Source organism: Deinococcus metalli, from assembly GCF_014201805.1.
Lineage (GTDB): Bacteria > Deinococcota > Deinococci > Deinococcales > Deinococcaceae > Deinococcus > Deinococcus metalli.
Genome location: NZ_JACHFK010000010.1, coordinates 110,449 through 131,026, shown reverse-complemented (window position 1 = coordinate 131,026; position 20,578 = coordinate 110,449). Strand labels below are relative to the sequence as shown.

The 20,578-nt window shown below is 68.3% G+C and carries 17 protein-coding genes; 14 read left to right on the top strand and 3 right to left on the bottom strand.

The genetic code is table 11. From position 1 onward, the window contains the following. Positions 1 to 144 precede the first annotated feature (144 nt). The 4 genes from HNQ07_RS17645 to HNQ07_RS17630 all read left to right on the top strand — a co-directional run bounded on the left by HNQ07_RS17645 (position 145) and on the right by HNQ07_RS17630 (position 5,883). Complete coding sequence (locus HNQ07_RS17645) at positions 145 to 2,799, top strand: ATP-binding protein (RefSeq protein WP_184114189.1); 2,655 nt, start codon at positions 145 to 147, stop codon at positions 2,797 to 2,799. Between the two features lie 458 nt (positions 2,800 to 3,257). Further along, positions 3,258 to 3,500 carry a DUF7669 domain-containing protein gene (locus tag HNQ07_RS17640; RefSeq protein WP_184114187.1) on the top strand — a complete coding sequence of 81 codons (243 nt, stop codon included), beginning with the start codon at positions 3,258 to 3,260 and terminating at the stop codon, positions 3,498 to 3,500. 358 nt (positions 3,501 to 3,858) lie between these two features. After that, positions 3,859 to 4,350: a hypothetical protein gene (locus HNQ07_RS17635; RefSeq protein ID WP_184114185.1), complete on the top strand. Its 492-nt coding sequence runs from the start codon at positions 3,859 to 3,861 to the stop codon at positions 4,348 to 4,350. 411 nt (positions 4,351 to 4,761) lie between these two features. Further along, positions 4,762 to 5,883: a diguanylate cyclase gene (locus tag HNQ07_RS17630; protein WP_184114183.1), complete on the top strand. Its 1,122-nt coding sequence runs from the start codon at positions 4,762 to 4,764 to the stop codon at positions 5,881 to 5,883. Between the two features lie 295 nt (positions 5,884 to 6,178). Here the strand turns inward: HNQ07_RS17630 and HNQ07_RS17625 are convergent, their stop codons facing one another. After that, positions 6,179 to 6,646, bottom strand: a complete 468-nt coding sequence (locus tag HNQ07_RS17625) for a DUF1772 domain-containing protein (protein ID WP_221275180.1) — start codon at positions 6,644 to 6,646, stop codon at positions 6,179 to 6,181. Next, entirely contained in the window at positions 6,643 to 7,050 is a 408-nt protein-coding gene (locus HNQ07_RS17620) for an ester cyclase (RefSeq protein WP_184114181.1), read from the bottom strand. The genes HNQ07_RS17625 and HNQ07_RS17620 overlap by 4 nt, the downstream gene beginning before the upstream one ends. 229 nt (positions 7,051 to 7,279) lie before the next feature. Between HNQ07_RS17620 and HNQ07_RS17615 the strand changes: the two genes are divergently transcribed. The 4 genes from HNQ07_RS17615 to HNQ07_RS17600 all read left to right on the top strand — a co-directional run bounded on the left by HNQ07_RS17615 (position 7,280) and on the right by HNQ07_RS17600 (position 11,612). Beyond that, on the top strand, positions 7,280 to 8,179 hold the full coding sequence (locus HNQ07_RS17615; RefSeq protein ID WP_184114179.1) for a LysR family transcriptional regulator: 900 nt from the start codon (positions 7,280 to 7,282) through the stop codon (positions 8,177 to 8,179). Positions 8,180 to 8,591: 412 nt separating this feature from the next. Then, positions 8,592 to 9,071 (top strand): MarR family winged helix-turn-helix transcriptional regulator, encoded by a 480-nt coding sequence (locus tag HNQ07_RS17610; protein WP_184114177.1) that lies wholly within the window; start codon positions 8,592 to 8,594, stop codon positions 9,069 to 9,071. Continuing rightward, positions 9,065 to 10,048 (top strand): arsenic resistance N-acetyltransferase ArsN2, encoded by a 984-nt coding sequence (arsN2, locus tag HNQ07_RS17605; protein WP_221275179.1) that lies wholly within the window; start codon positions 9,065 to 9,067, stop codon positions 10,046 to 10,048. Before HNQ07_RS17610 ends, arsN2 begins: the two co-directional genes overlap by 7 nt. Before the next feature lie 316 nt (positions 10,049 to 10,364). Beyond that, positions 10,365 to 11,612 carry an MFS transporter gene (locus HNQ07_RS17600; protein WP_184114175.1) on the top strand — a complete coding sequence of 416 codons (1,248 nt, stop codon included), beginning with the start codon at positions 10,365 to 10,367 and terminating at the stop codon, positions 11,610 to 11,612. A 334-nt stretch (positions 11,613 to 11,946) separates the two neighbouring features. Here HNQ07_RS17600 and HNQ07_RS17595 read toward each other — a convergent pair whose 3' ends face one another. Then, entirely contained in the window at positions 11,947 to 13,053 is a 1,107-nt protein-coding gene (locus tag HNQ07_RS17595; protein ID WP_184114173.1) for a glycosyltransferase family 4 protein, read from the bottom strand. Between the two features lie 893 nt (positions 13,054 to 13,946). Between HNQ07_RS17595 and HNQ07_RS17590 the strand changes: the two genes are divergently transcribed. The 6 genes from HNQ07_RS17590 to HNQ07_RS17565 are packed head-to-tail and all read left to right on the top strand — an operon-like array spanning position 13,947 to position 20,318. Further along, entirely contained in the window at positions 13,947 to 15,242 is a 1,296-nt protein-coding gene (locus HNQ07_RS17590; RefSeq protein ID WP_184114171.1) for an ABC transporter substrate-binding protein, read from the top strand. 37 nt (positions 15,243 to 15,279) lie between these two features. Beyond that, entirely contained in the window at positions 15,280 to 16,215 is a 936-nt protein-coding gene (locus HNQ07_RS17585) for a carbohydrate ABC transporter permease (RefSeq protein WP_184114169.1), read from the top strand. Continuing rightward, on the top strand, positions 16,212 to 17,114 hold the full coding sequence (locus HNQ07_RS17580) for a carbohydrate ABC transporter permease (RefSeq protein WP_184114166.1): 903 nt from the start codon (positions 16,212 to 16,214) through the stop codon (positions 17,112 to 17,114). Before HNQ07_RS17585 ends, HNQ07_RS17580 begins: the two co-directional genes overlap by 4 nt. Further along, the gene (locus HNQ07_RS17575; protein ID WP_184114164.1) at positions 17,111 to 18,388 is read left to right on the top strand and encodes a family 1 glycosylhydrolase; all 1,278 of its coding nucleotides are present in this window, start codon (positions 17,111 to 17,113) and stop codon (positions 18,386 to 18,388) included. The genes HNQ07_RS17580 and HNQ07_RS17575 overlap by 4 nt, the downstream gene beginning before the upstream one ends. Next, entirely contained in the window at positions 18,385 to 19,398 is a 1,014-nt protein-coding gene (locus HNQ07_RS17570) for a glycoside hydrolase family 43 protein (protein WP_184114162.1), read from the top strand. Before HNQ07_RS17575 ends, HNQ07_RS17570 begins: the two co-directional genes overlap by 4 nt. Further along, positions 19,395 to 20,318: a glycoside hydrolase family 43 protein gene (locus HNQ07_RS17565; RefSeq protein WP_184114160.1), complete on the top strand. Its 924-nt coding sequence runs from the start codon at positions 19,395 to 19,397 to the stop codon at positions 20,316 to 20,318. Before HNQ07_RS17570 ends, HNQ07_RS17565 begins: the two co-directional genes overlap by 4 nt. The last annotated feature ends 260 nt before the right edge of the window (positions 20,319 to 20,578 follow it).

The window sequence follows — 20,578 nt, the reverse complement described above, 5'->3', positions numbered from 1 at the left end:
TAGAGCATGTCCAGGTCGTGTCCGCCGCTGGACGGAACACCCTGATCAAGACGTCCGGCGGCTACCGGTCATGCCGGCTCCACACCCACGGTGGGTGGCGCGGCCATTCAGTGCCCAGTCAGATGTCAGACTGAGCGCCGAGTCATGCCCCCGACCCCCGATCCCCAGCTGAACCCCACCGAGCTCCAGGCCATCATCGACACCAGCACCGACTGCATCAAGGTGCTCGATCTGGACGCGCGCGTCCTGTCCATGAACCCGGGCGGCCTGGAGGTCATGGAGATCGACGATTTCAGCGTCTGCCAGAACGTCCCGTGGCCCACCCTCTGGGACGGCCTGGGCCGCGGGCACGTGGAACGCGCTCTGGAGGCAGCGCGCTCGGGGAACAGCACGACCTTCGAAGGTGAGGCCAGGACGTTTGCAGGCACCCCGAAGTGGTGGGAGGTCCGCGTGTCCCCGCTGTGGGCCCCAGACGGCAGTGTGACCCGCCTGCTGGCGATCTCCCGGGACATCACGGCGCGCAAGGTCGCCGAACAGCACCTGCACGACACGCAGCAACTGCTGAGGGACCACGCGCAGACGCTCGAGGTGCGGGTCAGCCAACAGGAACGCGCGCTCGACGCCTTCGTGCGCTTCACGACCCAGGTGGCCAGCAGCACGGACCTCGCGGACCTCGCCACGGCGGCCGGGGACATCATTCAGGACGCGGTCAGCGGGGCCACGAGCGGCCTGTACCTCATTCAGGGCCAGACGGCGTTCCCAGCCGCCTTCTCACGCAACACGCCCCCCGCCGTTCGGGCTGCCCGTCAGGCAGGCGTCCCGCTGGGAACACCCCTGGTCGCGGACGCCCTCACCGCCCGCCGGACCGTATTTGCCCAGGGCGATGAAGGCCGGGTGCAGTCGGTGGGATATGCCAGCGCCCTGAGCGTCACCCCCTACTTCCATGGCGATCAGCCCTACGCCCTGTTCGCCACGGGGACTGGACGACCCGTGTGGACGGTGCAGGAGCAGGCCGTCATCGAATCCGTGGGGCGCGGCCTGGGGCTGGCTCTCGAGCGCGCGGAGCAGACACAGCGCCTGCAGGAGCGCACGGCCAGCCTGGACGCGTTCGTGGCGTTCAGCGAGGCGGTCGGCAGCCAGGAAGGGCAACGCGACCTCGCCCGGCGGGCCTGTGAGGTGCTGCACGCGACCTTCGAGGACGGCACTGCCGTGTACTACGAGCCGGATGGGGAGCTGTGGCGCGGCGTCGCGTGGGCCGGCGACCTGCCGGCCGCGACCCTCGCGCTCGTCCGGCAGGGGGTGCCGGGGAGCACGGTGGGCATCGCACAGAGCGTCGCGGCCCGTGACGCGGTGTTCATCGACGGCTGGCGAGACGAGGTGGACGACACCGCCCAGCAGACCCGCGAGTACGGCGCGGCTGGGTTCTTCCCCGTGATGGTCGACGGGGAGGTGGTGGGGCTGTTGACCACAGGCCTCAAGACGCGCGCCTACTGGAACGCGAGCGATCAGGCGGTGATGCGGGGGGTGGGGCGCGGTCTGACCCTGGCTGCCGAACGTGCGGGATCCGTGCGGGCGCTGCGCGAGCAGGCGGAGGTGGTGGAGGCGCGCAACCGGGCGCTGGAGGGCTTCGCGGTGCTCGCGCGCGACCTCGCCTTCGAGACCGATCCGCTGGTGCTGGTGAAGCGGGCACAGGAGATCGTGCTGGAAGTGTTGCCCGAGGGCTTCGGGCTGTACTACCGGCCCGAGGGTGGCCTGTGGCGGCTCCGGGTGCAGACGGGAGACCTGGGCAACGACGAGCTGCAGGCCGTGGTGGACGCGGGGCTGCCCCTCGAAGAGACCCGCAACCTCTGGATTCCCTTCCAGAGCGGCGCCCCCTACTACCAGGACAGCTACGACACGAACACCGACGGACTGGGTGAGCTGGTGTCGGAGGTGGGAGCGACCGCGTGCCTGCCGGTGCACGCAGACGGCTCGGTCGTGGGGGTGCTGGCGGTGGGCCTGTTCGGCTCCCACCGCTGGTCGGCGGTCGACCACGCCCTGCTGGAGACGGCGGTGCTCATGCTGGAACTCGCCTTCGAGCGCTCGGCCGCCGCCCGGCAGCTCGCCGAGCAGCAGGCCCAGCTCCGGGCCGCGAACGAGGAGCTGGGGGCCTTCGCGTATACGGTGTCGCACGACCTGCGCGCCCCGGTGAGGCACGTCGGGAGTTTCGCGGGACTTCTGCGCAGGAAGATCGGCGACACTCCTGGCCTGCTCAAGTACGTGGACCAGATCGAGAGTGCGGCGTCCCGCATGGAGGTGCTCACCGACGCGCTGCTGGGCCTGGCCCGGGCAGGCGCTGCCCAACTGGTCAAGACGGATGTGGACCTGAACGTACTCTTCGCCGCCGCACGGTCCGACCTCACCCCGGAGCTGGACGGGCGAACCGTGACCTGGCGGATCGGTGAGCTGCCGGTGGTGCGTGCCGACGCGGGGCTGCTGCGCCAGGTCCTCGCCAACCTGCTGGGCAACGCCGTGAAGTACAGCGGGGGCCGTGAGGAGGCGGTGATCGACGTCTGGGCCGAGGACGCGCCGGGCGAGGTGATGATCGCGGTGCGGGACAACGGAGCGGGGTTCGAGCCTCAGTACGCCTCCAAGCTGTTTGGGGTGTTCCAGCGGCTGCACCACCAGAGCGAATTTGAGGGCACCGGGGTGGGGCTGGCGAACGTGAAGCGCATCGTGGAGAAGCACGGCGGGCGAGTGTGGGCTGAGGGCCGACCTGGGGAGGGCGCCACCTTCTTCTTCAGCCTGCCGCAGGCCTGAGGAGCTCCGGCCAAGGGTTCTGGCAACGTATCGGTGGGTGGTGAGCTGTGAGTGACCGGAGGCCCTACCCCCTCTGTTGTCCCTCGAGTGGAGTTCTGGATATCCCTAGAACCGCAGCAGGCGGCTTGATCTTCTGCGCGCCTGCTGCGGAGCGTTTAACGCCGAACATAGACACGCGCGCCGGCACACGGCCCCAGAGACCGTATCGCTCCTGATCACCACCAGGAGCGCGCCGCAGGGGTCTGTGGGCACACCTCGGCGCGCGTGCGTTCCACGTCCCGAACGGGTTACCCCGCACCTGCCCGCCCAGGCGGCTGTAGTCATCCTCGGCCCGCACCGACAATAGCCAGCGTCCTCACGGGCATCCGTTCTGTCTGAGACTCAATGAGGTCGCAACTGACCAGATGACTGTGGGAATATTCGTTTCTCTACGTGTAGGACGCCCAAATACTTGGGCCATGACATGTCGAGATGACATCCTCGAGGTCATCCGCGAACTGGTGCAGGGCCGGACCGATCAGACGTTTGGTGCCGCAGACGTCGTCGCAGGCATGAAGGCGCGCGGTCACCAGTACAAGGAGTTGTCGATCCGCACGTACGTCACGAGCACCCTTTGCGCGCCGGCGCCCGACCCCACTGGACGGCGTACCCAGGACCTGGAGCGCGTGACGCGCGGCCGGTACCGCCTGCGAGACGTCTGAATGCGGAGCCTCTGAGGTCGCCAGCCATGCCGGCCGCGCGACTTCGGGAAGTCGCTTCGGCCAAATCCGCCAACTGGAGGAGGCAATCCCGACTGCGGTGTGGCAACTGAGGAACGCCGCCAGCGCGTCCGGAGCAGGATCAATGATTCGCTCGCGGATGACGACCGCACCCTGGCCGGTGGACTGGGGGTTGAGCGGCTGAACTCATGGGTCGACCGTAGCCTGATGGCCTGTCGTGCCGAGCCCGCCTGCGGCGTCCACGTGACGGAGGAATAGGGCGCGTGCTGCCTAGTCCACTGGTCCCGGATACCTGACCTGTCGTCATGGCCGCTGGAGGCGGACCGGTAAGGTGAGAGTCATGCGACCTCGCCTCCTGCGCGCGGCCATCGTCCGCGAGGTCGCCCTGACGTGGCTGGACGAACCCGGGCATGCGTTCGACGCGCGCACCTTCGCGCAGGTCCACCGCGTCTCGGCCCTTGAGGTCGGCCGAGTCCTGGTGGACCTGCGTGACGCGGGCCAGGTCTTCCTGCGCCGCGAGGACGATACCTGCGCGCCGCACACCGTGACGCTGACGCGGGAGGGTCAGCGCATGTGGATGCAGGAGCAGGCCGAGTCGTGTCTGCCGGGCATCCGCCAGCAGCTGCGGGCGGTGTATCAGGTCCTGCAGACCGCTGACCGGCCGCTGAGCGTGGCGCAGCTGGAGACGGAGGTGCCGTTCACGGCGCGGCGGGTGCGTCAGGTGCTGCTGATCATGCACAGCCTCGGGACGATGCAGGCCACGCTCGGGCAGGACGGGGCGTTCGCGGACATCCACGTGCCAGGGTCGCTGGGGGCAATACAGACCGGGTGACGCGCAGAGGCCAGTGCCTTCCCGGATCCGAGGACGCGCTGTCACCTGGCCCGCCACTGGCCAGAGCTCGCCCAGACTGCGCGGTGTCAGACGACCACATCGATCTGGCTCCACCCGTTGAACATCTGCTGGGGGTTTGAACGTGGCGATGCTCGTGTTCTTCAGGAAGCTGACCGGGCGCAGCACCGGCTGGCCTGTCCGCTCGATCGCCGTCCGTGGCCTTCACCGGGGCAGACGCCACAGTGCGACGCACTTCGGCAGCCGGGCCTGAACCCCCCGCACCTTGTCACCTTGACCATGACCGGGCAGGCAGCACTGGCGACCCTTCTTGGACGCCGTCTTTCGTTTAACGTCGTCACGATTCCGTCAGAGCTCAACCGGTACCGTCCAGGCACCACCCGCCGGAGGGCCATGCTCACGACCCTGTTCCTCAACCTGTGCATCCTGACGTCCTGCGCGTTCATGCTGGGCTTCACGTATCGCCGCTGGCCCGTGCAGGGCCGGGGGCCGTGGTTCTGGGCGCGCTCCGCCGGCCTGGCCGCCACCGGCCTGCTGCTGATGCAGTTCCCCGCCACGGTTGTTCCAGGCGTCTTCGCCGACCTCCGTGCGGTGCCTGTCGTGTTCACGGTGCTGCACAGCGGCCCCGTAGCGGGCCTGGCCGTCGCGCTGCCTCTGATGCTCTACCGGCTCCACCTCGGCGGCATCGGTGCGCCCATCATGGTGCTCAGCACCATCAGCATGCTCCTGGTCGGCACCGTGGTCCGCCGCCTGGACTCCATGCCGGGCTTCGAGGTCAGCTGGCGACGCCGCGTCACCCGCAGCCTGCTGACCCTGCTGCCCAACGGGGTGGGTCTCCTGCTGCTGCCGAACGGCCAGACGCTGTTCGCCCAGACGTACCTGCCACTCCTGCTGCTGAGTCTGGCCGGCTACGTCGTCGTCATGATGATCGTGGACTCACGGCTCACCACACTGCGGCTCCTGAGCACCCTGGAAGGCCAGGCGCTGCTGGACCCCCTCACGGACGTGGCCAACCGCCGGCAGTTCGAGCACGACCTGCCCGGGCTGACCGTGGGCGACGCCGTGGTGATGGTGGACATTGACCACTTCAAGGCACTGAATGACACCTACGGCCACCCGATGGGAGACGCAGCGCTCCGCGAGGTCGCACAGCGCCTCAGAGGGGAACTTCGCGGGGGGGACCGGGCCTACCGGTACGGCGGCGAGGAGTTCGCGGTGATCCTGCGGGACGTTGGGGCCACGTCCCTGCCAGTGGTGGCGGAGCGGCTGCGCGCGGCCGTGGGCCGCGATCCCCTGTCCAGCGTGGACGTGCCGGTGACCGTGAGCGTGGGGGCAGCGCTGATGGTGACGGGCGATCCGAGGCAGGTCGTGGGCCGGGCGGATCAGGCGCTGTATCAGGCCAAGGCCGCAGGCCGCAACTGCACGGTGATGAGCGTGGGAGCTGACTTCCAGCAATCGGGACAGCCTGGCTCACGGTCGGAGCACAGTCCTGCCAGCTCGGCGGCACAGGCCTGACGCTCAGCGCCGCTGGCGGACCAGGTCGCGCAGGATGGCCGCGATGTCCCGGTGTCAGGCATGCCTGGCCCTCTCTGGCGGGAAGGTGTTCTGCTGGTACAGCCATGCAGTGTGGCCAGGTACCGCACCGGGGAACCGGGAGCCAGGAGGTTCCTGGCCACTCAGCATGGCGCCCCGCCACCGCAACGCCTCGCCACAACCGTTGAGGTTGAGCTTCAGCGTCTGTCACGTACGTCCACCAGCCACGACATCGACGGTCCCGCTCCTGAGCCGGCTGTTCGGCGAAGGCCAGCCATCAACGCAGGGAAATCGCGGCCAGTGCCAATCCCGCCATGCCCGCGGCCAGGCCCAGGGCACGGAGCACGATCACACTGTCCCAGCGCCTCTGGAGCGGCCGCGAAGCCAGCGCAACGTTTCCCTGCGCCGCCGCTGCCGTGAGGATCGTATTCACAGGCCTGGCGACCACCACGTACGCCGCGAGTTGCGTCAGCAGTCCGGCAAGTGCGACGAGCGCCCAGGTGCTGGCGGCCGAGCCGAAGCCCGCGGCAAACACCAGCCCGAGGGTGGACAGCAGACCGAGCGCGCCGAACACAGGCATCCGCGCGTCCCCATACCTGTGCAGCCTCCCCATCACGTCCGTCACGCTCTCGTCCCTGGCCTCTTCCAACGCCGCACGCCCGACCACTGCGAAGAACACATCGGTGCCGTACACCACCCCGGCAGACATCAGGGCGGTCACGACCAGCACGTCGCTCAGCATCACGCCGTCACCTCCGTGGACACCACGCTCGCTGCCCCGAGGTGGAGAGAGAAGTCGAGGGTGTTCAGCGCGTCCCAGTGCTCCTGGAGGTGCCCGCGGCACACCCGCCGGATCTCAATGGAGTGCATTTCCACCGCCTGTCCCGTTGGCGGGTGGCCCATCAAGGGCCCGGTGAAGGTGCCGCGGTACCGGAAGCGGCCGATCACGGTCTCGCCGTCCTCGTACATGGCCTCTACTGTGACCGTGAGGTCCTGAAAGGCGTCTGGGAACCGCTGGAACACGGCGATACTGCCCGCCTCGCCCGGCGCCGCGTAGGCGGTGTGATTGACGTACCCGTCGTGCAGCAGGTCGGCGTAGGCGTTCATGTCACGTTCGAGGAGGGACTGGGCGAGGTGCTGGTCGGACATGGCGGACTCCTTGAGCGGCGACAACGCAGCTCCCCGAGAACCACGCTGGGTGGCCCGGTGTGGGTGGATGAATGTGGCCCCAGCGCGACTGCTTTGAGCCGTCAGCGACTCAGCTGCGTGGCTCGAAGTGCCCATAGTGTCCCGCTGAAGGCGCACGTCGTCCAATAGACCGTTTGCACGTCCCATCAAGAAAATGGATGACGGACCGCCTCCACAGGTAGGCTGAGCCGTGGAACTCCGGCACCTGCACGTCTTCGTCGCCGTCGCGGAGACCGGCAACTTCACCCGCGCGGCCGAGCGCGTGAATCTGTCCCAACCCGCCCTGACCCACCGCATCCAGCAACTCGAGGACGAGATCGGCGCGCCCCTGTTCGAGCGCACCTCACGCGGGGCCAGACTCACGCCCGCGGGCGAATCCCTGCTGCCCGACGCGCGTCGGGTGCTCGCGGACGCCAAAGACAGCGTGCGGCGGGCCCAGCAGGCCGCGGGGCTGAGGGACGGGGTGCTGCGGGTGGGCTTCGACTTCGTGGAATTCGGCAGCGTGGGGCTCATGCCGTCGCTGCTGGGGGCCTTCCGCGAGCGGTTTCCAGAGGCGGAGGTGCGGCTGGAGACGAAAAGCGAGGACGATCTGGAGCGCGCGCTTCTGGACGACCGCCTGGACATCGCGTTTTTACTGGGACCGCCCGAGCGCACTGAGCTGCGCTTCTGGCCCCTGCTGCAGGGGGAGTACGCCCTGCTCCTGCCCGCCACACACCCGCTCACAGTTCACGACACCGTGCCTCGCGGCGCTCTGGCCTCGGTTCGCGTGCTCGTCCCCCGGTTGCGGGCGCGGGATGACGCCGCCCTCCTGACCGGCCTGGGCACAGCGAAACCCAGCCCTCACGTGGTGTCCACAGGGGCGGAGATCGCAGCGATGACGGGGCTGGTCGCCGCGGGAGTAGGGGTGGCGGTGTTGCCGTCGGGCCTGCTCACAGCCCGCTCGGGAGGCGGGACGGTGGTCCGGGCGCTGGATGGACCGCCGCTGCCCTGGGTGTTCGGGATGGCGTGGCGGGCAGAGCAGCCGACGCCGATGGCCCACCTGGCCCTGCGGCAGCTTCGGCAGATAGGTCCGAAGCCGACCGTGATCTGAACCGCCTGTGGATCGGTGGCGCCTGCGCGGTGACATCGTCCGGAGGTGGTCGGTCCATTCCTGGCACCCTGTCGGCCACGGGCGGGCGATAGGGAATGACCTGTGTGAATCTCCGATCGACCCGGGACGGTCAGACCTGAGGCTGGACACCCGGCGGACGGTGCATGCTGGCTCGGCTCGGATGACACGTCTGCGCCCGCTTCCACGGCGGACCTGCTGGTCCGCTCATATCTTCGCGCCGCATGGTCACCGTGCTCCGGCAGTTTGCACATCCTGACACGCTTGAGGAGCAGTCTCCCCGCTGGAGTCATCACCCTCATGGCGGTTGGGCCGACAGAACCTTGTCCGCGCAGTGTCAGTTCGGACAATAGTTGTTATTGACAACGATATGGAACCTGAGTACGCTCATTCCATGACCGTTGCCAATGACAACGAAGTCGCAGCGCCGGCGCAGGCAGGCCCGCTGCTTCGGACCGTGACGCGGCAGTTCACGGAACTCCAGCAGCGCAACTTCGCGTGCTGCGACGTCCAGTCCGCCACCCAGTGCGCCATCCTCACCACCCTGGAGCGCGAGGGCGACCAGTCCCTCAGCGCCCTGACCCGCACGCTGAACCTGGACAAGGCGTGGCTCAGCCGCAGCACCGACGACCTCGTGGAACAGGGCCGCTTGGTCAAGGCCCCCCACCCCAGTGACCGCCGTGCCCTCCTCCTGCGCCTGACGGACGCCGGGCACCAGGCCGCCCAGGATCTCGATTTGCAGCTCAACGCCCAGTCCGCCCGCGTGCTGGCCCGTCTTCCTAAGGCAGACCAGGCGACGGCCCTCCGGGTGCTGGCCAGCCTGAGCGCAGCCCTCCAGGCGGAGCTCAACGGCGAGGAGGGCTGCGGATGCTGATCCGCAGCGCTGAACTTGGCGATCTCCTCGCCATCTCCGCCCTGCTGTCGGATCTCGGCCTCCCTTCAGCCGGCATTGAGGAGCATTTGAGCGGGATGCGGGTCACTGAGAAGGACGGCGTGGTGGCACTGGCTGGTCTGGAGACGCACGGCACCGTGGGCCTGCTGCGGTCAGTTGCGGTGACTCCTGGCGAGCAGGGGCAGGGCCTTGCCGCGCGGCTCGTGCGTGAAGTTCTGGACGCCGCACGCCAGCAGCACCTGGACGCCGTCTACCTGCTGACCACGACCGCCGAGACCTACTTCCCGCGCTTCGGCTTCACGCCCGTCCCCCGCTCCGCGGCCCCGGCCGCCCTGCTCGCGTCCCGCGAGTTTCAGGATGCGTGCCCCGCCACCGCCACCCTGATGCGCCTCCCCCTCAAGGAGCCCACCATGACCCGGACCATCCCCGGCCTTACCGACCAGACCTCGACCGCCGCGCTCACAGGCGCCCTGCGCGCTCCGTCGCAGCGCCCCCTGGAGTTCTGGTTGCAGGGCCGGCTGCTGATCGGCCCTGGCTACCACGTGACCGAGGTCAAGGCCGTGAGCATCGAGGCGATGGACTGCGGGGGCCAGGCCGCGAGCTGGCGTGAGACCGTCATCCAGCTCATGGATGGCAGCGCCCAGGAAGCCGTGGCCGGCTTCATGACCACCCGGAAGTTCTTGGCCATCTACGACCGTGTCACCCGCCGCATTCCAGTTCGGGACGAGGCCGAGGTGCGCTTCGAGTACGGAAACGCAACCACGCCTGCCATGCAGTACCACGTCAGCCACATTGAGGCGCAGGACGCGCGGGTGATCGTGCACCTGCGGACGCCGGGTGTGCAGTGCAAGGCTGGGGACGCCTGCGGGGAGCCGGCGGCCACGGCCCAGGGTGGCAGTTGTGCGCCGGCCAGCAGTTGCTGCACGCCAGTGGCGGCTGACCTCATCACGCTGGGCTGATGGTCCACGGTCCGCGCCAACGTCCCCTGATCTGGACGTTGGCGCGGCTGTAGATCTTCGGCTACGGCGCGCTGTACTCTGCGCAGCCGCTCCTTCCAGATCAGCTGGTCTTCACCCTGGCACTGCTCACCACCGCGACGCTCGGCGCTATCGCCAGGGTCGGTCGAACCCTGCACCCATCCCTCTGGACTTCATGGCGTGCTGGCGCTCGTGGGCGTGGCAGTCAGATCCGCCGTAAAGCGTTCGCGCCCACCCTGCTCCTCACGTGTCGTGTTTTTACAAGTGCGCGCCGGGGCGGCGTGGCTATTGTGCCCGCATGACCCAGACTGCCGACCTTCAGCCGCCTGCACCCACGCGTCCCCCCATCCTCTTCCTGCTTGCCACCGCCTTCCTGTTCTCCATCGGCATGTCGCTGGTGTTCCCCGTGCTGCCCTTCGTGGTGGCCAGGTATGTCCCGGAGGTCCACCAGCAGGCCAGCGTGATCGGCGCGCTGACCGCCATCTTCGCGCTGCTCACCTTCTTCTCCTCCCCGGTGCTCGGCGCCCTCAGCGACGCCTACGGGCGGCGGCCCATCCTGATGCTCTCGCTGTTCGGCTCGGCCATCGGCTACGTGATCTTCGGCATTGGTGGCAGCCTGTGGATGCTGTTCCTCGGCCGCGGCATCGACGGCCTGACCGCCGGTGGCCTGAGCGCGCTCTTCGGCTACGTGGGCGACACGACTCCCGAGGAGGAGCGCGGGAAGGTCTTCGGGCAGATCGGCGCGACCATCGGTGCGGGCTTCATCATCGGTCCGGCCATCGGCGGGCTGCTGTCGCACGTAAGCCCCAGTGCGCCGTTCTACGCGGCGGCGCTGGTCAGCATGCTGAACCTGCTGTGGGGCTCCTTCATCCTGCCCGAGAGCCTCAGCCCCGCGCGGCGCACCAGGCACTTCGACGCCGCGCACCTCAATCCCCTCACGCAGCTCAAGGGCGCCCTGGAACTGCCGGTCGTGCGCCGCCTGGTGACCGTGAGCGTGCTGTTCATCCTGCCGTTCTCGCTGATGCAGGTGGTGCTGTCGATCATGGCCCGCGACACCCTGGCCTGGGGGCCGGGAGAGGTCAGCACGGTGTTCATGGTGGTGGGTGTGTGCGACATCGTGGCGCAGGGGCTGCTGCTGCCCATCCTGCTCAAGCGATTCGGTGACCGGCGGGTGTCGCAGCTGGGCCTGTCGATGGGCGTGGTGGGCATGGGCCTGCTGGCCTTCGTACCGGCCACCCACGTGGCAGCGCTGCTGTACGCCGGCGTGATCCTGTTCGCCTCAGGCGAGGGCATCTTCAATGCCACGCTGGCGTCGCTGCTGTCGGCCTCGGCTCCTGCGGAAGCACAGGGGCGCGTGCAGGGCGGTGCCCAGGGCGTGCAGTCCCTGGCACAGGTGGCCGGGCCGCTGATCGGCGGCACCCTGTATTCACGGGTGGGCGGCACCCCGACCTTCGCCGCGGGCGCCGTGGTGGTGGCGTTCGCGCTGGCCGTCCTGACCGGCAGCCGCACGCCTAGTCCCGAACGTGTGGCCGCGATCGAGGGTTAGAACGGTTGTCGGGTACGGGAAAGCAGCAGGACCCCACACGGGCAGGCGACTTGAACTTCAGGTCGCCTGCTTCCTGGTTTCCAACCATGTTTTAGCGGCGGCCGGGAAGGGCTTCACGCCGCGCCCGGCCAACTTGCCAGCATCGTTCCGGCAGCCGATGCCCTGCCACAACCGGCGAAACAACCGAATCGCAGTACTGCTCATGTCCGTGGTGGTAGAGCGACGGGCAGCTTGACGGTCAGGCCGCCTGTTGAGCAGCGTTCGGCCTTCGGAGGGTGCGTTGCCAGTACTGATGCCTGTCAATCAGGGCAGGACAGGGCCGCTCAGTGGAGCATCATCGGCCTTCCAGTAGAGCAGCCCAGCGGTTCAGCACCAGCGGCGCGTCGTACCGGGCGGCGTCCTCAAACGCCGCGTCACTCATCGCCGCGCGCGTGGCGTCGTCCCGCAGCAAGGTGCGCAGGGTGCTTGCAAACGCCGGCACGTCACCGTCCGGCACAAGGTGACCGCCGCCGCGGATGATCTCAGCTGGCCCGGTCCGGCAGTCGAAGGCGACAGCCGGAATGCCCTGTGCCTGACTCTCGATGAGGACCATCGGCAGTCCTTCGTGCCGGGAACTCAGGGCGTAGGCACCGGCCCGAGCGTACACGTCGTGAATATTCGCCGTCGGGGGATGCAGCGCGACCCTCTGGACGCCCAAACGCTGCATCTGCGCGCGCAGGGTGTCTTCATCGGGGCCGTGACCGTACACGGCCAGCGACCAGTCCGGCACGTCCTGCTCGATAAGCGCCCACGCATCCATCAGCCGGTCAAATCCTTTCTGGCCGTCCAACCGGCCGGCCGCGATCACGAGCCGGCGGGACGTGCCGTCCACGCCGTAGGGGTTGCGGGTTGGCCGGGGCGTGGGGAGCGAATTGGGCATGGCGTGAAGGCGAGCCCTGGCCCAGGGGAACGCGGCGCGCCACGCGCCGGCATCGTCGAGCGTCAGGGTGAGGACATCGTGGCTGATCAACGCGGCGATGGGCCGGGCGAGCGCCCTGGAGCGCATGTTCAGGTTGGTGCCGAGGTTGAAGTGCTCCCATGCGACGCGCCGCACACGCGTTCCCAACAGGGCCGGGAACGTGAACGGCACCAGGAACGAGTCCACTGCCACGAGGACGTCTGGTGGATCGGCCACCACGTGGCGGCGCACCGCTCGCAGAATGGGCACCGTTTCCTGGCGCAGCCGCAGCGTGCCGGCTGGAAAGCCGAGTGGCGTGAGGGTCACGCCGGGCGGAAGCGGGAATGCGCTGCGCGTTCCACGCAGACACACGATCCGCACGCGATACCCCAGATCGTGCAGACCCGTGGCGATGGTGGCCGTCGCGCGTTCCATGCCGGCAAGCGCCTCCATCGACTCGATCAGGAAGTCGATACGGCGGGGTGCGGCCACCGTGCCGGTCACGCAGCCACCCGCGAAGCTCCGAGGGGATGGTCAGGGGAAGACGGCCAGAGTGGACGAGACGTGAGGCAGACCTGACTCCAGGACGTGCACCGAGAAGCGAGAACACGGACGAGGAACCGGAGGGAAGAACGCAACGTTGACACCAGCAATCTCCTGAAGCTTGGCGGGCACCGCAGGGCAATCTGTGGTGCTGGGCGAAGCGGAGCGGCGCAGCCCGCATGACGGCAGATGCGGTCACCCGGCGAGTCTAGGCGGCCTTCCGCCCGGTCACCAGTGCACATGCCGTCCTGACCCATGGGTATGACCAGGTGTTGGGCTACGTCGACGTGATGCTGGGTGGATAGCAGCTCCCCGGCATCGGTTCTCACGCCACGTGGCCTGCCACCAACTCTCTTCATCGACAAGGACGTCGAGGGATCGCTTCTGAAGCGCGCCATCCTTGCCATCCGCGAGTCCAGCCGCGCGTGGCGTCATTCAGTTCGTGCCTTGATCGGCTCCCAAACGACACATGAGCTGCCCAGGACGTGAAGATCACGTGAACACGACACAAATCACTACCGGGCGTGGCGCTCGCCTATAGTTTCGGCAACAAACGCGAAAAAGCCCGTCCAGTACCTGTTCTGGAGGTCAGTTCAGTCAGGAGTGAGCCATGTTCCTGCGGCACGTCACGCCAGTATCCATCCTCAACTGTGTATCAGGTCAGTACCAACGGAATGTCACAGGTCCTACTGACTGCAGAGCAGACGCCACAGCCGTCCGGCTCTCCGGCTCAGGGGGTCGGCGCCGATGACCTGACACCTCTCCACCTGCTCGGGCGTCCGCTGGCGCTCCCCCTCACGATCACTCGACGCAGTAATGCAAAGCTCGCCCTCTCCCCCACCAGGAGGCTGTCTATGAAGCGCACCGTTAGCCTGACCCTGCTCCTCGCCACCGGCACGTCCCTGGCCGCCTACAGCGGCCCGAAGGTGCAGCTGACGTATCTTCACGGCTTCACCGGCCCGGACCGGCCGATCATGGAAAAGCTCATCACCCAGTTCAACGCGTCCCACCCGAACATCCAGGTCAAGGGGCAGGCCCAGCCGTGGGGCACCACGTGGCAACAACTGGGGCCCCTGGTCGCTTCGGGACGTGCGGCGGACATCGTCGCCATCAACGAGGATCAGGTCACCGGCTTCATCGCGCGTGGCGCCCTGACGCCCCTGACGCCCACCGAGCTGAGCGCCGCCGGCATCGACAAGGCGCGGTTCTATGGGCCGCTGTGGGCCACCGCCGACTACAAGGGCATGTCCTACGGCGTTCCCGTGCACTCGGTGGCGCTGGCGATGTATTACAACAAGGACCTGCTCGCCAAGGCTGGCGTGACCAAGGTGCCCACCAACCGCAGTGAGTACCTCGCGGCGGCGCAGAAGTGCACGGTGGACAAGGCGGGCAAACACCCGGGCGACGCCGGCTTCGACGCCAAGAACCTGAACACCTGGGCCGCCGGAGTCGTGAACGGCTGGATGGGCGGCACCATCGCGTACTCGGTGTCGCGCCAGAACGGGGCCGACCTCGTGGACAAGGAGCAGAACGCGGCCTTCACCAGCCCAGGGGCCCAGGAAGCCCTGCAGTTCCTGGTCGATCAGGTGCAGAAGTACCACGTGTCCCCCGCGAACGCCACCGAGCAGAGCGAGATCGCGGCCTTCCGCCAGGGCAAGGCCTGTTTCAACTTCAACGGCGTGTGGATGCTCGAGCAGTACAAGGGGCAGACCGGCCTGAACTTCGGGGTCACGCCGGTGCCGCAGCTGGGCACCAAGATGAACGCCGCGTGGGGCGGCTCCAGCCACCTGACCCTGCCCCGGCAGCGGGCGAACTACGACAAGAACAAGCGCGCGGCAGCGCTGGAATTCATTGCCTGGATGACGCAGCCCGCGCAGAACCTGACGTGGACGGCGGCGGGCGGCCTGCCCACCCAGCCGGTGGTGGCCAAGGACAAGAGCTACGACAACAACCCCGTCTCCGGCCTCTTCGAGGGGCTGCCCAACGTCTACGCGACCAGTGGCTACCCGTGGGTCGGCCAGGTGCGCGGCGCGTGGGACGGCGCGGTCGAGGCCGCGGTGCTCGGGAAGAAGTCGGTGACCCAGGCCCTGAGCGACGCGCAGAAGGAAGCCGCCAAGCAGATCGAACAGGCCCGCAAGACCATCAAGTAAGGACGCGCCCTGCGTCCGCCCTTCCCGGAGGTATGTGATGACGACCACCCACCCCCGCGCTCCGGGCGGCCGGCGGGGCCTGCACGACAACCACCCGCTGGTGCCGTACCTGTTCCTGCTCCCGCACGCCGTCTTCTTCCTGGTGTTCCTGGTGTACCCGATCGTGTTCGGGCTCTACATCAGCGTGCACCGCTGGGATCCGCTGTCGGACACCCAGCCCTTCGTGGGGGCCGAGTTCTACCTGAACCTCTTCCGGGACACCCCGCAGCGCGACTTCTTCTGGCGCACGCTGATCAACACGCTCCTGTTCACGGCGATCAGCGTGCCGCTCCTGGTGGCGACCGCGCTGGGGCTGGCGCAGCTCCTGTTCCGGCCCATTGCGCTGCGCACGGTGTTCCGCTCGATCTTCTTCATGCCCGGCATCCTCAGCGTCTCGGTGATGGGCATCCTGTGGCGGTGGATGTTCGAGAACCAGAGCGGCCTGGTGAACAACGTCCTGGGCGCGCTGGGGCACCCGACCATTCCCTTCCTGACCACCGACGGCTGGGCCTGGGTGCCGATCACCGTGGGCACCGTGTGGTGGACGATCGGTTTCAACATGACCCTGTACCTGGCCGCCATGGGGAACATCCCGACCTCGGTGTACGAGGCGGCGGAACTCGACGGCGCGAGCGGTGCCCAGAAGTTCCGCTTCATCACCGTGCCGCTGCTGCAGCCCACCACGCTGTTCGTGGTCGTGACGACGGTGCTGGCCTCGCTGCAGCTCTTCGGGCAGCCGCAGGTGATCACCGCGGGAGGCCCGGCGCGCGGCACCCAGAGCGTGATCATGTACATCACCGAGGAAGCCTTCAGCAACAACCAGTTCTCGTCGGCCACAGCGATGAGTTTCGTGTTCGGCCTGCTGATGCTGGTGTTCACCGCCATCCAGTTCCGCACCATGGCGCGGGACATCCGGGGCGGTGACCGGACATGACCGATCCCCTGCCGGCCACCCGGCTGCCCACCACGCCGGTGCCCGTGACCGACACCCTGGGGGGCCGGCCGCTGCGGCGCCGGGGCCCCCGAGACCTGCCACGCTTCGCGCTGCTGCTGCTGCTGGCGCTGCTGTTCCTGGCCCCGCTGTACTGGATGGTGAGCACCAGCTTCAAACCGGAGGCCGACACCATTGCGGTGCCGGTGCAGTGGATTCCTGCGCATCCCACCATCGACAACTACCGCGAGATCCTGACGTCGCCGGACGGCAACATCCTGCGCTGGGCATGGAACTCGCTGTTCACGTCCGTGGCCTTCACCGCCGCGCACCTGACCGTGTGCGTGCTGGCCGCCTACGCCTTCGCGCGCCTGTCGTTCCCCGGCCGTGACGCGTGGTTCTGGTTCGTGCTGAGCTCGATGATGGTGCCGGGCATCGTCACCCTGATCCCCAGCTACATCATGATGATCCAGCTCAACTGGATCGACACCTTCCACGCCCTGATCTGGCCCGGCGTGGCCGGCGCCTTCGGGGTCTTCCTGCTGCGGCAGTTCTTCGTGGGCATACCCCGCGAACTCGAGGAGGCCGCGCGCCTCGACGGCGCCAACCACCTGCAGGTGCTGTGGTTCGTCATCCTGCCGCTCAGCATCCCGGCGCTGGCGACCCTGGCGGTGTTCTCGTTCATGGCGTCCTGGAACAACTACGTGTGGCCGCTGTTCGTCGTCCACGGCGACCTGCAGACGCTGCCCGTGGGCATCAACTCGTTCTCCAGCCGCTACACCACCGACTACGGCAAGCTGATGGCCGGCACCGCCATCGCCGCGGTGCCGGTGCTGGTGGTCTACCTGCTGGCCCAGCGGTACCTCGAGCAGGGGATCGCCGTGACCGGGCTCAAGGAATGAGCAGGCCCGACTTCTTCTGGGCCGTGGGGATCGAGAACACCGTGAATCCGGCGCTGGGCTGGGATCAGTACGCCTGGACGGCCCACCGGGAGCGCTGGGAGGACGACCTGCGCCTCGCCGCCGGTGTGGGCGTGACCCACCTGCGCTACGGTCTGCCGTGGCCCGATCTCCATCCGGCTCCCGGCACCTTCGACTGGACCTGGGCCGATCGGGTCGTCGCCCTGCTGCGCGACCTCGACCTCGAGCCGATCTGGGATCTGCTGCACTTCGGCACGCCCGCGTGGCTGCCCGGTGGGCTGCGGGATCCCGGGTATCCGGCCGCCGTGACGGCGTATGCCCGCGCGTTCTGCGAGCGCTATCCGGACATCACCAGGATCACGCCCTTCAACGAGCCGTACATCTGGTCGTTCTTTTCTGGCGGCAACGGCACCTGGCCTCCCCACGGACAGGGCGTTCAGGAGTTCGCGCGCAGCCTGTGGCCCGTGCTCACCGGCCTGAGGGAGAGCATCCAGGCCATCCGGGCCGCCAACCCCCGGGCCGAGATCTGGCTCAACGACGGCGCCGACCGCTTCCGGGCCACCGCCCCGGAGCTGACGCCGCTCGCCGCCGAGCTGACCGAATGGCGGTACGTGGCCTTCGACGTCCTGTGTGGCCGCCTGGAGCCGCACACGGCGCTGTATGCGGCGCTGGCCGAGGTGGCAGGTCCAGGCGCCCTGGAGGCCGTGCTGGGCGAGCCGACGCCACCGGACGTGATCGGCCTCGATTACTACCCCGGCAGCGAACACGTGATCCTGCCGCCGGAGGCCCCTGCCCATCCGGGCGACTGGGGCCGGCGTGGGGACTACCACCTGTACCCCGACCCGCAGCCCCCCGGTCTGGCCCGGACGCTACTGGAGTACCACGCCCGCTACGGCCTGCCGCTGTACGTGGCGGAGACCAGCACGGACACGCAGCGTGAGGCCTGGCTGCGCTGGCTGGGCAGCGAGATCCTGAGTGCGCGGCGGCAGGGAGCGGCGGTGCTCGGAGCGACGTGGTGGCCGCTCTTCGACCACGTGGACTGGCACACCGGCCTGACCCGGCTGGAGGGTCAGGTGTGCCCCAGCGGCCTCTATCACCTCACGCCGGCGATCCACGACCGGCAGCCGGACCCGGTGCTGCCCTTCTTCCGCGAGTTCATCCGGCAGCCACTGGTTCCGGCCAGTGAACCCGCCCCGGTGCCGCAGGACGCGCTCCCCTTTCTCAGCCGCGCCGACGCTCCAAGGAGTTCGTCATGACCTGGACCGCCCGATGTGTTCTCGTTCTCGGCCTGTGCGTGACCGCGCTGGCCGGCTTCAATGCCCGCGCCGGTGGAGGGGGCCCTCCCATGACCACGACGTACACCAATCCCGTCCTCGACGACAATGTCCCCGATCCCTTCGTGCTCAAGGTGGGGAGCTGGTACTACGCCTACGTGACCAATGGCAATGGCGGCGACGTGCCGGTGCACCGCTCACGCGACCTGGTGCACTGGTCGTATGTGGGCGACGCGCTCGCCAGTCAACCGCGCTGGGCCCGCGGCGGTCTGACGTGGGCGCCGGAAGTTATGGCCTTCGGTCCGAACCGCTTCGTCCTGTACTACACGACCCGCGACGTCCTGAGTGAGCGGCAGTGCGTGGGCGCCGCGGTGGCCCGCAGCCCCGAGGGCCCCTTCACCGACGCCAGCGAGCGGCCCCTGGTCTGCCAGGCGGACCTGGGCGGCAGCATCGACGCCAGCCCCTTCCAGGACAAAGACGGCCAGCGGTACCTGCTGTGGAAGAACGACGGTAACTGCTGCAACCTCAGCACCGGCATCTATCTGCAGAAGCTCAGCGCGGACGGCCTCGCCCTGGTCGGCAAGGAAACGCTGCTGATCAGCAACGGCGCGCTGTGGGAGGGAGCAGTGATCGAGGCGCCGACCCTGCATTACTCGGACGGCTTCTACTACCTGCTGTACTCCGGGGCCAGCTACGACAACGAGACCTACGCGGTGGGCTACGCCACGTCCAGGGCCCTGACCGGGCCGTACACCAAGGCGCCCGAACCGCTGGTGGTCACCAGCGGCCGGGTGGTCGGGCCAGGCCACCAGTCGGTGGTCCAGGACGGCGCGGGGCAGACCTGGCTGGTGTACCACGCGTGGACGCTCGGCGCGGTGGGTGACGCCAACGGTGGACAGCGCAGCATGCGCCTCGACCGGGTGGGATTCAAGAATGGCAGGGTGATCTTCGGCGGCGTGACCCTGACCCCACAGCCCGCGCCCACGCCATGAGCCGCGCGAGCATCGCCCCGGCGCATCCCGGCTATTTCGCCGATCCCTTCGTGCTGCGCAGCGGTGACCGGTATTACGCGTATGGCACGGGGCTTGACGGTCAGCAGGAACCCGGAGGCCTGGCCTTCGAGGTGCTCAGCTCGCCGGATCTCCGGACGTGGGTGTCGCACGGTGGATCCCTCGTGCCCGTCACCGACGAACCCCGCGCGTACTGGGCGCCGGAGGTGGCGGAACGTGGCGGGTCGTTCTACATGTACTACTCGGTGGGCATCGAGGACAAAGGGCACCACCTGCGCGTGGCGGTCAGTGCCAGCCCCCTGGGCCCCTTCGTCGACCAGGGGCTCAATCTCACGCCGGACGAGCCCTTCGCCATCGACCCCCACCCGTTTCAGGACGATGACGGCGCGTGGTACCTGTACTACGCCCGCGACGATCTGACCGGAGAGCGTCCCGGCACGGTGCTGGCTGCGCAGCGCCTCGATGACATGACCCGGCTGGTGGGCCCTCCCGTGCCCGTCCTGGGCGCCAGCAGCGAGTGGCAACGCTACCAGCGGGACCGCTCCATGTATGGCCGGGTGTACGACTGGCACACCCTCGAAGGCCCGTTCGTCGTGAAGCGGCAAGGGACGTATCACCTCTTCTACTCCGGGGGCGCGTGGACGAACGAGACCTACGGCGTGGGACACGCGGTCGCCGACCATCCGCTGGGTCCGTGGCGGGAGCCGCAGGAGGGGCCGGTGGTGCTGGCGTCTGGTCTGGGTGGCCTGCGGGGGCCGGGCCACAACAGTGTGGTTCGCGATGGACAAGGGCAGGATCACCTCGTGTTCCATGCCTGGAACGCCCTGGGCACGCAGCGGGAACTGCACATCGAGCCCTTGGTCTGGACGTCGGACGGAACGCCGCAGCTCGCCCTCGGCTGAACCGGACGGGCAGCCAGCGCACAGCCCTGGCTGCCGATCACGGCGCGGAACCCTATCTGAGAATCGGCTTCCGTGAGTCCGGGGGCGGAGGATCTACGGTGCTGAGGGCGGATGCACCGTCCCGTGTCGGCGCCACTCCTGGGATCGTCGGCCAGTGGCCCGTCTAAGAACGGGGTCAAGGTCCCTTCCGCCTCCGCTTAGGCCCACTTCGACAGGGTGGCGTCTGCCTTGATCTGATCCCGAACTGTCTGGAGGGCGCA

Coding starts and splice junctions, on each gene's coding strand:
- HNQ07_RS17645 (WP_184114189.1), top strand. CDS start 145: ATGCCCCCGACCCCCGATCCCCAGCTGAACCCCACCGAGCTCCAGGCC.
- HNQ07_RS17640 (WP_184114187.1), top strand. CDS start 3,258: ATGACATGTCGAGATGACATCCTCGAGGTCATCCGCGAACTGGTGCAG.
- HNQ07_RS17635 (WP_184114185.1), top strand. CDS start 3,859: ATGCGACCTCGCCTCCTGCGCGCGGCCATCGTCCGCGAGGTCGCCCTG.
- HNQ07_RS17630 (WP_184114183.1), top strand. CDS start 4,762: ATGCTCACGACCCTGTTCCTCAACCTGTGCATCCTGACGTCCTGCGCG.
- HNQ07_RS17620 (WP_184114181.1), bottom strand. CDS start 7,050: ATGTCCGACCAGCACCTCGCCCAGTCCCTCCTCGAACGTGACATGAAC.
- HNQ07_RS17610 (WP_184114177.1), top strand. CDS start 8,592: ATGACCGTTGCCAATGACAACGAAGTCGCAGCGCCGGCGCAGGCAGGC.
- arsN2 (WP_221275179.1), top strand. CDS start 9,065: ATGCTGATCCGCAGCGCTGAACTTGGCGATCTCCTCGCCATCTCCGCC.
- HNQ07_RS17600 (WP_184114175.1), top strand. CDS start 10,365: ATGACCCAGACTGCCGACCTTCAGCCGCCTGCACCCACGCGTCCCCCC.
- HNQ07_RS17590 (WP_184114171.1), top strand. CDS start 13,947: ATGAAGCGCACCGTTAGCCTGACCCTGCTCCTCGCCACCGGCACGTCC.
- HNQ07_RS17585 (WP_184114169.1), top strand. CDS start 15,280: ATGACGACCACCCACCCCCGCGCTCCGGGCGGCCGGCGGGGCCTGCAC.
- HNQ07_RS17580 (WP_184114166.1), top strand. CDS start 16,212: ATGACCGATCCCCTGCCGGCCACCCGGCTGCCCACCACGCCGGTGCCC.
- HNQ07_RS17575 (WP_184114164.1), top strand. CDS start 17,111: ATGAGCAGGCCCGACTTCTTCTGGGCCGTGGGGATCGAGAACACCGTG.
- HNQ07_RS17570 (WP_184114162.1), top strand. CDS start 18,385: ATGACCTGGACCGCCCGATGTGTTCTCGTTCTCGGCCTGTGCGTGACC.
- HNQ07_RS17565 (WP_184114160.1), top strand. CDS start 19,395: ATGAGCCGCGCGAGCATCGCCCCGGCGCATCCCGGCTATTTCGCCGAT.